The organism is Pseudomonas sp. NY15372, assembly GCF_048068215.1.
Lineage (GTDB): Bacteria > Pseudomonadota > Gammaproteobacteria > Pseudomonadales > Pseudomonadaceae > Aquipseudomonas > Aquipseudomonas guariconensis_A.
This window is the reverse complement of the sequence record NZ_JBLUPY010000062.1, coordinates 1-12,038: the sequence shown is the minus strand read 5'-3', so window position 1 is coordinate 12,038 and position 12,038 is coordinate 1. Positions and strand designations below refer to the sequence as shown.

Sequence of the window (12,038 nt, the reverse complement as noted above, 5' to 3'; positions counted from 1 at the left end):
CCCCTTGCCGGGTGTGTAGAGGACTTTCACCTCCAAGTCACCTGCTCGGCCACCACAGCCAAGCGGGTTGCGCTAACGCGCAACGCGCCATGCCTGGCGCACATAAAAAAAACGCCCTCTCGAATGAGAGGGCGTTTTCGATTTGGAGCGGGAAACGAGACTCGAACTCGCGACCCCGACCTTGGCAAGGTCGTGCTCTACCAACTGAGCTATTCCCGCATATTTGAAGCAAACCGCTTTTTGGCCTGAAGCGCTTTGAAGCGCCTTCACTGCCGCCGCACCGTCATGGACGCTGCCGCTTTGAATTGGAGCGGGAAACGAGACTCGAACTCGCGACCCCGACCTTGGCAAGGTCGTGCTCTACCAACTGAGCTATTCCCGCAAATGGCGTCCCCTAGGGGACTCGAACCCCTGTTACCGCCGTGAAAGGGCGGTGTCCTAGGCCACTAGACGAAGGGGACATACCCAACGCTTTTCAGCGCACCAGATCATGAACCTTGCGATTCAGCCTGGATTTCTTTCCCGCCCTGCCAATAGGCAGTGCCGGAGAAACTGGAGCGGGAAACGAGACTCGAACTCGCGACCCCGACCTTGGCAAGGTCGTGCTCTACCAACTGAGCTATTCCCGCATTGGCGTCCCCTAGGGGACTCGAACCCCTGTTACCGCCGTGAAAGGGCGGTGTCCTAGGCCACTAGACGAAGGGGACACACACTACAACTTTTCACTCCCTGCTGCGTTTCGCGGTGTGCTTTACGCTGCAAGTGGCGCGCATTCTATGGATGCCTTGGAAGGCCGTCAACCCCTTTGTGGAAATTTATTTAAATCAATGACTTCCGTCTCTATAGAGGCCGCCATGCGCTGTGCCCGAAAGCTGACGTTGCTTTTTTGACAGGCAGCCGGCAAGCTCATGGCAAAGCGCCAGTAGGAAAAATCCCAAGACCGCCGGACGGGCTATCCGGCATAAGTCGAATTCTCCTACACTCAATACGGAAAACTACTCTTTATCAACGAGGCGTTAACGGTGACACCACTCCTGATCACCCTGCTCATCGTCGCAGGCATCGCATTACTGATCGTGATCGGTTATCTGAACAATGTCGTGGAAAACGCCAAGCTGGAACGCGCACGACTGAAGATCGAGCTGGCCGAACGCCTGCGCCGCTGCGGCGAAATCACCGAGACCTTTCCCCGGCAATTGATGAGCCCGGCGCTCAAGCTGCTGCTCACGCGCCTGGAGCTCAACCTCAACCAGCGCCAACTGGCACTGGATAAGCAAAACAGCGAGATCAAGACGCGTATCAGTGCCCTGGAAGGGCTGATCGCCCAAGGCGAGAGCTTGCCGATCGACAACCCGCCCAGCCCGATCCAGACCGAGGCCAAGGCCAAGGAAGTGCGCTACCTGCTCGAGGCGCTGCACAACCAGATCGTGCGCGCCACCCAGGAAGGCTTCCTGCAGACCAACGAAGGCAAGTATTGGGTCAAGGAAATCCGCCATCTGCTGGTGCTGTTGCACATCGAGTTCTTCAACAACCTGGGCCAGCAGGCCCTGCAGCAGAACCAGCCGGGCCAGGCGCGGCTGGCGTTCGAGCGTGGCGTGCAATACCTGCGTAAGCAGCAGGATCCCAAGCAGTACGAAGAGCAGCGGGTCTACCTGGAAAAACTGCTGGCCCGGGCCAATGCCCTGGTGCAGGACCAAATGGAGCCTGCCGAGAACGACGAAAACGAACTGACCCAGGGGCTCAAGACCGACGACGACGAGACCTGGAAGAAAAAAGCCGTTTACGACTGAACAGCATTCCATTTCCGTGACGCAATCGCCGGCAAGCCGGCTCCCACAGGGCAGCGCAAATTCTGGAACTGCGCGGCCCCTGTGGGAGCCGGCTTGCCGGCGATTGACCCACCCTGAAAACCCAGGCTCAAACCCTTTGCAACCCCTTCAGCAGCCAGTTCCTGAACTTACGCCCCCCCTGTGGGAGCCGGCTTGCCGGCGATTGGCCTACCCTGACAACCCAGGCTTAGGCCCTTTGCAGCCCCTTCAGCCCTCGGTCAATTCCTGAACTTGCGCCGCCCCGGTGGGAGCCGGCCTGCCGGCGATTGGCCTACCCTGACAACCCAGGCTCAGACCCTTTGCAACCCCTTCAGCAGTCGATCAGTTCCTGAACTTGCGCCGCCCCTGTGGGAGCCGGCTTGCCGGCGATTGACCCACCCTGACAACCCAGGCTTAGGCCCTTTGCAGCCCCTTCAGCCCTCGGTCAATTCCTGAACTTGCGCCGCCCCTGTGGGAGCCGGCTTGCCGGCGATTGGCCTCCCCTGAAAACCCAGGCTCAAACCCTTTGCAACCCCTTCAGCAGCCAGTTCCTGAACTTACGCCACCCCGGTGGGAGCCGGCTTGCCGGCGATTGGCCTACCCTGACAACCCAGGCTCAAACCCTTTGCAACCCCTTCAGCAGCCAGTTCCTGAACTTACGCCCCCCCCTGTGGGAGCCGGCTTGCCGGCGATTGACCCACCCTGACAACCCAGGCTCAAACCCTTTGCAGCCCCTTCAGCCCTCGGTCAATTCCTGAACTTGCGCCGCCCCGGTGGGAGCCGGCTTGCCGGCGATTGGCCTACCCTGACAACCCAGGCTCAGGCCCTTTGCAGCCCCTTCAGCAGTCGATCAGTTCCTGAACTTGCGCCGCCCCTGTGGGAGCCGGCTTGCCGGCGATTGGGCCCACCCTGACAACCCAGGCTCAGGCCCTTTGCAGCCCCTTCAGCAGTCGGTCAGTTCCAAGAAGATCGCCGCCAAGCGCTCCAGCCCCACCCGGTCCGCTTCGCTGAAGCGCGCAAGCCTGGGGCTGTCCAGGTCCAGCACACCAATCAACCGCCCTTGCTTCACCAAAGGAATCACCAGTTCGCTGTTGGACGCGCTGTCGCAGGCGATATGCCCAGGGAAGGCATGCACGTCCTCGACCCGCTGGGTCTGCCGGGTGGCCGCCGCGGCGCCACACACGCCTTTGCCGAAGGGAATGCGCACGCAGGCCACCTGGCCCTGGAACGGGCCCAGCACCAGTTGCTCGTCACGACTGAGGTAAAAACCCGCCCAGTTCAAATCCTCCACCTGGTGATAGAGGAAGGCAGAAAACTGCGCGGCGTTGGCGATGAAGTCACGCTCGTCGGCGAACAGCGCCTGCACTTGCGCGGCCAGCAGGTCATAGCCATCGAGGCCGTTGCCACTGGCATTGAGGTCGATCATGGTTTTTGCTCCAGCAATTGCAGCCCGACCCAATAGCGGGCGAACTGATAGGCACACCGGCCATTACGGTTGCCGCGGCCGGTGGCCCAGCGCACGGCGAGAATGTCCAACTGCTCGTCACGCTGCCAGCGCAGGCCGGCAGCAGCGGCCAGCTGGCCGATCCAGTGTTCGACCACATCGAGGAAGTGGTCCTGGGTAAAGGGGTAGAACGACAGCCACAGGCCGAAACGGTCCGAGAGGGCAATCTTGTCCTCCACCGCCTCGCTGGGGTGCAGCTCGCCATCGACGCGCTTCCAGTGCTCGTTGTCGCTTTCCTTTTCCGGCACCAGGTGACGGCGGTTGGAGGTGGCATACAGCAGCACGTTGTCCGGTGCCTGCTCCAGCGAGCCGTCAAGTACGCTCTTGAGCACCCGGTAGTCGCCCTCCCCTGCTTCGAACGACAAGTCGTCGCAGAACAGGATGAAGCGCTGCTCGCAGGCTTGCAGTTGCTCGACCACCCGCGGCAGGTCGGCCAGGTGGTCGCGCTCGATCTCGATCAGGCGCAGGCCCTGGCCAGCGTGTTCGGCCAGCAGCGCACGCACCAGCGACGACTTGCCGGTGCCGCGCGAGCCCCACAGCAAGGCGTGGTTGGCGGGCAGGCCCTGGATGAACTGGTGGGTGTTGCGGCCCAATTGCTCACGCTGCTGGTCGACGCCGATCAGGTCGCTCAGGCGGATATCGAGGCTGACCTGCAACGGCAGCAGGTAGCCGCTGCGGCCATCGCGCTGCCAGCGCGCGGCCAGCGTGGTCGACCAGTCGATGTCCGGGCGCGGTGCCGGCAACAGGGGTTCGAGGCGCGCGAGCACGGACTCGGCGCGGTCGAGAAAAGCGGTCAAGCGGGCGTCCATTGGAGCTCCTGGGTGTCAGTAGGGGCCGCTGCGCGGCCCATCGCGGGGCAAGCCCGCTCCCACAAGAAGGCGGCACCACCAAAAGGAAGGCGCCTCACCGGACCTGCGGGAGCGGGCTTGCCCCGCGATGGGCCGCACGGCAGCCCAAAAATAGCGGCCAACCTGAAAATGAACAGACAGACCTGGCAGCAGCCTAAGGTGTCTCGGGCTATGCTTGCGCAGCGCAGGGGCGCGAAACCGGCTCGGGACTCATGGATATCAAGTTCACCAATCGCCTGTCATACAAGCAAGCCCGCTTGACAGTCCTGGTCGGCTGCGTACTGGGTACCTTGCTCAGCCTCGTCCAGATCGGTATCGATTATGCCAGCGAAGACGCGTCCATCAACCGCGAAATTCAGGCGTTGCTGCAGATCACCCATGATCCGGTCTCGCGCATTTCGTACAACATCGACGCGGAGCTGGCCAAGGAATTGACCGGCGGCCTGCTGCAATCGCCGGCAGTGACCCGCGCACGGCTGGTCGATAACAACGACTCGGTGCTGGCCGACTCCCAGCGTCCACGCCTGGAAGACCGCTACCGCCCCTTGAGCGATTTTCTGTTCGGCGAGCAGCGCCAGTTCCAGGAGCGCTTGTTCCTGCCGCACATGCCCAACGACTATCAGGGCACCCTGTATCTGGAAGTCGACACCTACGCCTTCGGCAGCCGCTTCCTCGACCGCGCCGGGGTCACCCTGGTCAATGGGTTCGCCCGCAGCCTGGTGCTGACCGGCATCCTTCTGGGGCTGTTCTACCTGATGCTGACCAAACCCCTGGTCAGGGTCATCGCAGCCCTGAGCAGCAGCGACCCGCGCCACCCGCAGCCGGGCCGCCTGGAATGCCCGCCCGGCCATGAACAGGACGAGATCGGCGTGCTGGTGAAGGTGACCAACCAGCAGCTCGTCAGCATGGCCGCGGAAATCCAGCAACGGCGCAACGCCGAGAACCGCCTGACCCAGTACCTGAACGAACTGGAGGACATCGTCTCGGCCCGCACCAACGAACTGAAGGCCAGCAACGACCGCCTGAGCCAGTCCAACCAGGAACTGGAACTGGCGCGCCAACGGGCGCTGGACATGGCCCAGACACGGGCCGCCTTCCTGGCCAACATGAGCCACGAGATCCGCACGCCGCTCAACGGCATGCTGGGCATGATCGCCTTGGCCCTGGACAGCCCGCTGGCAGCCGAACAACACCAGCAGCTGTCGATCGCCCACGACTCGGGCAAGGTGCTTGTGGAACTGCTCAACGACATCCTCGACTTGTCCAAGTTCGATGCCGGCCAGCTGGAGCTCGAACGCATCCCGTTCGACATGGGGGCGATGGTCGAGGACACCGCCAACCTGCTGTCGCAGAATGCCGCGGCCAACGTCGAGCTGACCTGCCAGGTCAGCCCAGGCTTCCCGAGTTCAGTCGTGGGTGACCCGACCCGGGTACGGCAGATCGTTAGCAACCTGTTGTCCAACGCCCTCAAGTTCACCCGTTTCGGCCGTGTCGATGTGCGCCTGGCGCCCATCGTCGGCGGCGTGCGGCTGGAAGTCTGCGACACCGGCATCGGCATCCCGGAACAAGCCCAGGCTCGGATCTTCCAGCCTTTCACGCAGGCCGGCGCCGGCATCACCCGCCAGTACGGCGGTACCGGCCTGGGCCTGGCGTTGACGCGCAACCTGTGCAAGGCCATGCAAGGCCACCTGCATATCCAGTCCGAGGCTGGCTTCGGCAGCCGTTTCAGCGCCGAGCTGCCGCTGCTCGTGCACACCGAAGCGATCCCGCCCGCGCCGCTGACCGGGCGCGTGGTGGCCCTGAGCAATGCCGGCAGCGGCCTGGCCGAGCTGCTGCAAGGCCTGCTGCCCGGCTGGGGCCTGGCCTACCAACGGCTGGATGAGGTGGCCCAGGTCGCCGATGCCGCGCCCGACCTGTTGATCACCGATGACCTCGAGCACCTGTTCGCCTTGCGGCCGGGGCTGAAGGCCCCGATCCTGCTGGTGACGGCCTACGGCAATTTCCTGACCGGTGACGAAGCCACGCAACTGGCGCCCTTGCTGCAACTGGCCCGCCCGCTGGCACGCAATGCCCTGTACCAGGTCCTGCGCCGTGCACTGCTAGGTGACGAGCCCGACGCGCCCCCCTCCCACGAGCAGACCCAACCCGGGCAACGGCGGGTACGCGTGCTGCTGGTGGAGGACAACCCAGTCAACCAACTGGTGGCCAAGGGCATGCTGTTAAAACTCGGCTGCGAGGTGCTGCTGGCCACCCAGGGCCTCGAGGCCCTGGAGCAGTTGGAGCACGAAGCGGTGGACATGGTGCTGATGGACTGCAACATGCCCGTGATGGATGGCTACGAAGCCACCCGGCGCATCCGCCAGGACGGGCGCTGGTCAGCCTTGCCGATCGTCGCCTTGACCGCCAATGCCATGCCCGAGGAGCGCGAGCGCTGCCGCGCAGCAGGCATGAACGACTACCTGGCCAAGCCGTTTCGCCGTGAGGAATTGCTGGCGCTGGTCGAGCACTGGGTGCCGTTCAGCGATCAAGCAGCGCCTCGATCGGCGCCTTGAGTGCGTCGGGCTTGGTGCTGGGAGAAAAGCGGGTGACCTTGCCGCTGGCCGGGTCGACCAGGAACTTGGTGAAATTCCACTTGATCCGTTGCGTGCCGAGGATGCCCGGCGCACGCTTTTTCAATTCGACGAACAATGGGTGGGCGCCTGGGCCGTTGACCTCGACCTTGCGAAACAGCGGGAAGCTCACGCCGAAGTTGCGCTCGCAGAACTGCGCGATCTCTCGCGCCTCGCCCGGCTCCTGCTTGCCGAACTGGTTGCAGGGAAAGCCCAGCACCACCAGGCCTTGGGCCCGGTAGTCCTGCCAGAGCTGCTCCAGGCCCTTGTATTGGGGCGTGAAACCGCATTGGCTGGCGGTATTGACCACCAACAGCGCCTTGCCGGGAAAGTCGCCCAGCACTTTGTGCTCGCCACCGAGGGTGACGCAGCGGATATCGCTCAGCGAATCGGCCATCGCAGGTCTCCGGTCAGTCACGCGGCTTGAGGTCCAGGCACACCGAGTTGATGCAGTAGCGCAGGCCGGTCGGTGGCGGGCCATCGGGGAATACGTGGCCCAGGTGGGCATCGCAGCGGGCACAGGTGACTTCGGTACGGATCATGCCATGGGAGGTGTCGCGCACTTCGATCATGGCGCTTTGCTCGATCGGCTCGTAGAAGCTCGGCCAGCCGCAACCGGAGTCGAACTTGGCCTTGGCATCGAACAGCGGCAGGTCACAGCAGATGCAATGGTAGATACCGTCGCGCCGCTCGCTGTTGTACTTGCCGCTGAACGGGCGCTCGGTGCCCTTCAGGCGGCACACCTGGTACTGGGCGGGGTCGAGCATCTGGCGCCACTGTTCCAGGGTCTTGTCGATCTTTTGCATGGGTAACCTCGGCAGGCTGAATTTCACTCGCGCCGTCTTTCTTTATGGCGGGGGTGACACGTATATTAGTGGGCTTCTCTGCCAGCCAGTCTGGCATGCGCTCCGCCCTTTTCAAACCTTTTGACGGCGGTGCGCCGCGACTTCTCAATCGGGATCACATCATGCAGTTCAGCAAATCGAACAAGCTCGCCAATGTCTGCTACGACATTCGCGGCCCGGTGCTCAAGCACGCCAAACGCCTGGAAGAGGAAGGCCATCGCATCCTCAAGCTGAACATCGGCAACCCGGCCCCGTTTGGCTTCGAAGCGCCGGACGAGATCCTTCAGGATGTGATCCGCAACCTGCCCACCGCCCAGGGCTACAGCGACTCCAAGGGCCTGTTCAGCGCGCGCAAGGCGGTGATGCAATACTGCCAGCAGAAGCAGATCGAAGGCGTCGGCATCGAGGACATCTACCTGGGCAACGGTGTGTCCGAGCTGATCGTGATGTCCATGCAGGCGTTGCTCAACAACGGTGACGAGGTGCTGATCCCGGCGCCGGACTACCCCCTGTGGACCGCCGCGGTGAGCCTGGCAGGCGGCAAGCCGGTGCACTACCTGTGCGACGAGCAGGCCGACTGGTTCCCCGACCTCGAGGACATCAAGGCCAAGATCACCCCCAACACCAAGGCCCTGGTGATCATCAACCCGAACAACCCGACAGGCGCGGTGTATTCCAAGGAGCTGCTGCTGGGCATGCTGGAGCTTGCGCGCCAGCACAACCTGGTGGTGTTCTCCGACGAGATCTACGACAAGATCCTCTACGATGAAGCCGTGCACATCAGCACCGCCTCGCTGGCCCCGGATCTGCTGTGCCTGACCTTCAACGGCCTGTCCAAGTCGTACCGGGTGGCGGGCTTCCGCTCCGGCTGGCTGATCATCTCCGGGCCCAAGCATCACGCCCAGAGCTACATCGAAGGCATCGACATGCTGGCCAACATGCGCCTGTGCGCCAACGTGCCGGCCCAGCACGCGATCCAGACCGCCCTGGGCGGCTACCAGAGCATCAATGACCTGGTACTGCCGCCAGGCCGGCTGCTGGAGCAGCGCAACCGCACTTACGAGCTGCTCAATGCCATCCCAGGCGTGAGCTGCGTCAAGCCCATGGGCGCGTTGTATGCCTTCCCGAAGATCGACCCGAAGGTCTGCCCGATCCATAACGACGAGAAGTTCGTGCTCGACCTGCTGTTGTCCGAGAAGCTGCTGATCGTCCAGGGCACGGCGTTCAACTGGCCATGGCCGGACCACTTCCGCGTGGTGACCCTGCCGCGGGTGGACGACCTGGAGCAGGCGATCGGGCGTATTGGCAATTTCCTGCGCACCTACCAGCAGTAACAGCGCAGCGCCCAATCGCCGGCAAGCCGGCTCCCACCAGGCCTGCGCTGCGCTCGAGTGCAGCATTCCACCTGAGGCCGGCTTGCCGGCTTTCCTCCAGGCCTATGCTGCGCTCGAAAGCAATGCCGTACCTGTGGGAGATCACCCAGCCTTTCCGGGCTGCGCTGTCGCGCAAAGAACAAGCGGCTAGCGCTGGCCCCCCTGTGGGAGCCGGCTTGCCGGCGATCGGGCTTTCGGCGGGCTGTTAAGAAACCTCTTACATCCTGCAACGCTCTGGCCCACAGCTCCCGCTCCAACCTCTGCCATACTCGGCCGTACACAGTTTGAAATAGTCCCCCGGTTGAATCAGCAGGACCTGCCCCTTATATAGCCCGCAGTACGCAACATTTTCGTCCGTCAGGAGAACGTAACAACCATGATGCGCATTCTGTTGTTTGTAGCCACCAACCTCGCGGTGGTGCTGGTTGCAAGCATTACCCTGAGCCTGTTCGGCTTCAACGGGTTCATGGCGGCCAACGGGGTTGACCTCAACCTCAGCCAGCTGCTGGTCTTCTGCGCCGTGTTCGGTTTTGCAGGTTCCCTGGTTTCGCTGTTCATCTCCAAGTGGATGGCGAAGATGACCACCGGCACCCAGATCATCACCCAGCCGCGCACCCGCCACGAGCAGTGGCTGCTGCAAACGGTCGAGGAGCTGTCTCGCGAGGCCGGCATCAAGATGCCCGAGGTGGGTATCTTCCCGGCCTACGAGGCCAACGCCTTCGCCACCGGCTGGAACCGCAACGACGCCCTGGTGGCCGTCTCCCAAGGCCTGCTGGAGCGCTTCTCGCCCGACGAGGTGCGTGCGGTATTGGCCCACGAGATCGGCCACGTCGCCAACGGTGACATGGTCACCCTGGCGTTGGTGCAAGGCGTGGTGAACACCTTCGTGATGTTCTTCGCCCGTATCATCGGCAACTTCGTCGACAAGGTGATCTTCAAGAACGAAGAAGGCCAGGGCATCGCCTACTACGTGGCGACCATCGTCGCCGAGCTGATCCTGGGCATCCTGGCCAGCATGATCGTCATGTGGTTCTCGCGCCGCCGCGAATACCGCGCCGACGAAGCCGGCGCCCAGCTGGCCGGCACCGGCGCGATGATCGGCGCCCTGCAGCGTCTGCGCGTGGAACAAGGCATGCCGGTGCATATGCCCGACACCCTCAAGGCGTTCGGCATCAACGGCGGCCTCAAGCACGGCCTGGCCGGCCTGCTGATGAGCCACCCGCCGCTGGAAGAGCGCATCGAGGCCCTGCGCCGCCGCGGTTGATCAACGGGTAAACAACAAAAGGGCGACTTCGGTCGCCCTTTTGTATTCAGGTGAGGCGCCGCTCTGTAAGAGCGGGCTTGGCCCGCGATTGGAGGGCTCAGCCCTCCCCTTCACCGCTCCAACCGATATACCCGCTCCACCAGGCTCGGCACCCCTGCCTGCTCGAACTTCGGGCTTTCCTTGATGATCTCCCGCGCCTCGAGCCGCTCCACGCGCCACCCGACGAACCCGGCCCGCACCTCGTCGTCCGCCACCGAGAACGGCGGCCCGTCGAGCAAGGCCTGGTCATAATCGAGCGTCACCAACACGCCTTTGCAGGCACTCGGCAGCAGCGTCGACAGCAATGCCATGTAGCGCTCGCGCATGGCTGGTGGCAGTGCGATCAAGGCGGCGCGGTCATAGACCCCGACACACGCCTCCAAATCTTCCGCTCGCAGGGCGAAGATGTCCCCGCACCACAGCTCTACATCCCCACTGCGCCACACTTCGAAAGCGCCTTGCTGCTCCACCTCCGGTACCAGGCCATGCTCCTGGAAGAAGCTTTCCACCGCCCGTCGCGACAGCTCCACGCCCAGCACCCGATGCCCCTGCCCGGCCAGCCAGGCCATGTCCAGGCTCTTGCCGCACAACGGCACCAGCACGCGACTGCCTGGGGCCAGGCCCAACTTCGGCCAGTGGGCCTGCAGGTCGGGGTTCACCTGCGCCTGGTGAAACCCGATCTGGTTGTCCGCCCACCGCTTGTGCCAGAACGTTGGCTCCATGCTTCCTCCCGATTTTTCGATGAAATGCCTTGAAAACTTATATTGGATATCGATCGATGAGTGATCGAAGATGAAGCCATCTTAACCGCCAGGACTTCATCATGCTGCCTAGCCTGTTCATTTCCCACGGCTCCCCGATGCTTGCCCTGCAACCCGGCGCCAGCGGCCCGGCCCTGAAAGGCCTGGCCGATGCCCTGGCGCGACCGAAGGCGGTCGTGGTGGTGTCGGCACACTGGGAGAGCCGCGAGCTGCTGGTGACGGGCAATGCCCAGCCCGAAACCTGGCACGACTTCCATGGCTTTCCTGCTGCGCTGTATGCGGTGCAGTATCCTGCACCGGGCGAACCGGCCCTGGCCGAACAGGTCGTCGAGCGCCTGGCGGCGACCGGCTTGCCGGCACGCTTGGACGCCCGCCGCCCATTCGACCACGGCGCCTGGGTGCCGTTGTCACTGATGTACCCAGGCGCCAGCATCCCGGTTATCCAGGTGTCGCTGCCCAGCCCGCTCGGCCCGGCGTTGCAGGTGAAGGTTGGCGAGGCGCTTTCGGCATTGCGCGCCGAGGGGATCCTGCTGGTGGGGTCGGGCAGCATCACCCATAACCTGGGCGAACTGGACTGGCACGCCGGGCCTGATGTGGTCGAGCCCTGGGCGCTGGCATTCCGCGATTGGGTGGTGGACAGGCTGGCCGCGGATGACCGCGACGCGCTGCTCGACTATCGGCGGCAGGCACCGTTTGCCGAGCGCAACCATCCCAGTGACGAGCATCTATTGCCGTTGTTCTTCGCCTTGGGGGCTGGCGGGACGTTCTCGGTGGTGCACCAGGGGTTTACCCTGGGGGCGCTGGGGATGGATATCTATCGGTTCGACTGAAGAGCCCAATCGCCGGCAAGCCGGCTCCCACAGGCTCGACGCTGTGCTGTGGGAGATTCTATGGTTGTGGGCAAGCCGGCTCCCACTGGTGCAGCGCCAACCACACCCTGTGGGAGCGGGCTTGTCCCGCGATCAAGGGCGAAGCCCTTGCTTGGCG

At 63.5% G+C, this 12,038-nt stretch carries 9 protein-coding genes, 5 tRNA genes and 1 pseudogene; 5 read left to right on the top strand and 10 right to left on the bottom strand.

Features of this window, described 5'->3' with window-relative positions:
* Window positions 1–143 precede the first annotated feature (143 nt).
* From ACNFG0_RS22435 to ACNFG0_RS22415, 5 genes are all read right to left on the bottom strand, one after another.
* Window positions 144–219, bottom strand: a tRNA-Gly gene (locus ACNFG0_RS22435).
* 87 nt (window positions 220–306) lie between these two features.
* Window positions 307–382, bottom strand: a tRNA-Gly gene (locus ACNFG0_RS22430).
* A 3-nt stretch (window positions 383–385) separates the two neighbouring features.
* Window positions 386–461 (bottom strand) — tRNA-Glu (locus ACNFG0_RS22425).
* Window positions 462–553: 92 nt separating this feature from the next.
* Window positions 554–629 (bottom strand) — tRNA-Gly (locus ACNFG0_RS22420).
* Between the two features lie 2 nt (window positions 630–631).
* Window positions 632–707: transfer RNA gene (locus ACNFG0_RS22415), tRNA-Glu, on the bottom strand.
* Window positions 708–1,022: 315 nt separating this feature from the next.
* Here ACNFG0_RS22415 and ACNFG0_RS22410 point away from each other — a divergent pair.
* Window positions 1,023–1,790, top strand: a complete 768-nt coding sequence (locus ACNFG0_RS22410) for a hypothetical protein (protein ID WP_196144976.1) — start codon at window positions 1,023–1,025, stop codon at window positions 1,788–1,790.
* A 961-nt stretch (window positions 1,791–2,751) separates the two neighbouring features.
* Here the strand turns inward: ACNFG0_RS22410 and ACNFG0_RS22405 are convergent.
* Both ACNFG0_RS22405 and ACNFG0_RS22400 read right to left on the bottom strand, forming a co-directional pair.
* Complete coding sequence (locus ACNFG0_RS22405; RefSeq protein WP_196144975.1) at window positions 2,752–3,234, bottom strand: GAF domain-containing protein; 483 nt, start codon at window positions 3,232–3,234, stop codon at window positions 2,752–2,754.
* Window positions 3,231–4,121 carry an ATP-binding protein gene (locus tag ACNFG0_RS22400; RefSeq protein WP_416766458.1) on the bottom strand — a complete coding sequence of 297 codons (891 nt, stop codon included), beginning with the start codon at window positions 4,119–4,121 and terminating at the stop codon, window positions 3,231–3,233. The genes ACNFG0_RS22405 and ACNFG0_RS22400 overlap by 4 nt, the downstream gene beginning before the upstream one ends.
* A gap of 210 nt (window positions 4,122–4,331) precedes the next feature.
* Between ACNFG0_RS22400 and ACNFG0_RS22395 the strand changes: the two are divergent.
* Window positions 4,332–6,712: pseudogene (locus tag ACNFG0_RS22395) on the top strand (response regulator).
* Here ACNFG0_RS22395 and ACNFG0_RS22390 read toward each other — a convergent pair.
* Together ACNFG0_RS22390 and msrB are read right to left on the bottom strand one after the other, a co-directional pair.
* Window positions 6,678–7,166, bottom strand: a complete 489-nt coding sequence (locus ACNFG0_RS22390) for a glutathione peroxidase (protein WP_196144972.1) — start codon at window positions 7,164–7,166, stop codon at window positions 6,678–6,680. The pseudogene ACNFG0_RS22395 and the gene ACNFG0_RS22390 overlap by 35 nt on opposite strands.
* A gap of 13 nt (window positions 7,167–7,179) precedes the next feature.
* Window positions 7,180–7,575, bottom strand: coding sequence for a peptide-methionine (R)-S-oxide reductase MsrB (gene msrB, locus ACNFG0_RS22385; RefSeq protein WP_196144971.1), 396 nt, complete (start codon window positions 7,573–7,575; stop codon window positions 7,180–7,182).
* Window positions 7,576–7,736: 161 nt separating this feature from the next.
* On the opposite strand from msrB, the gene ACNFG0_RS22380 reads away from it, so the two are divergent.
* Both ACNFG0_RS22380 and htpX read left to right on the top strand, forming a co-directional pair.
* Entirely contained in the window at window positions 7,737–8,948 is a 1,212-nt protein-coding gene (locus ACNFG0_RS22380; protein ID WP_084854990.1) for a pyridoxal phosphate-dependent aminotransferase, read from the top strand.
* A gap of 415 nt (window positions 8,949–9,363) precedes the next feature.
* Window positions 9,364–10,251: a protease HtpX gene (gene htpX, locus ACNFG0_RS22375; protein ID WP_196144970.1), complete on the top strand. Its 888-nt coding sequence runs from the start codon at window positions 9,364–9,366 to the stop codon at window positions 10,249–10,251.
* A 110-nt stretch (window positions 10,252–10,361) separates the two neighbouring features.
* Here the strand turns inward: htpX and ACNFG0_RS22370 are convergent, their stop codons facing one another.
* A complete protein-coding gene (locus ACNFG0_RS22370) occupies window positions 10,362–11,012 on the bottom strand; it encodes a thiopurine S-methyltransferase (protein ID WP_196144969.1) in 651 nt (216 codons plus the stop codon).
* Between the two features lie 101 nt (window positions 11,013–11,113).
* Between ACNFG0_RS22370 and ACNFG0_RS22365 the strand changes: the two genes are divergently transcribed.
* The gene (locus ACNFG0_RS22365) at window positions 11,114–11,881 is read left to right on the top strand and encodes a DODA-type extradiol aromatic ring-opening family dioxygenase (protein ID WP_196156266.1); all 768 of its coding nucleotides are present in this window, start codon (window positions 11,114–11,116) and stop codon (window positions 11,879–11,881) included.
* Window positions 11,882–12,038: the final 157 nt, after the last annotated feature.

Coding starts and splice junctions, on each gene's coding strand:
- ACNFG0_RS22405 (WP_196144975.1), bottom strand. CDS start 3,234: ATGATCGACCTCAATGCCAGTGGCAACGGCCTCGATGGCTATGACCTG.
- ACNFG0_RS22400 (WP_416766458.1), bottom strand. CDS start 4,121: ATGGACGCCCGCTTGACCGCTTTTCTCGACCGCGCCGAGTCCGTGCTC.
- ACNFG0_RS22390 (WP_196144972.1), bottom strand. CDS start 7,166: ATGGCCGATTCGCTGAGCGATATCCGCTGCGTCACCCTCGGTGGCGAG.
- msrB (WP_196144971.1), bottom strand. CDS start 7,575: ATGCAAAAGATCGACAAGACCCTGGAACAGTGGCGCCAGATGCTCGAC.
- ACNFG0_RS22380 (WP_084854990.1), top strand. CDS start 7,737: ATGCAGTTCAGCAAATCGAACAAGCTCGCCAATGTCTGCTACGACATT.
- htpX (WP_196144970.1), top strand. CDS start 9,364: ATGATGCGCATTCTGTTGTTTGTAGCCACCAACCTCGCGGTGGTGCTG.
- ACNFG0_RS22370 (WP_196144969.1), bottom strand. CDS start 11,012: ATGGAGCCAACGTTCTGGCACAAGCGGTGGGCGGACAACCAGATCGGG.
- ACNFG0_RS22365 (WP_196156266.1), top strand. CDS start 11,114: ATGCTGCCTAGCCTGTTCATTTCCCACGGCTCCCCGATGCTTGCCCTG.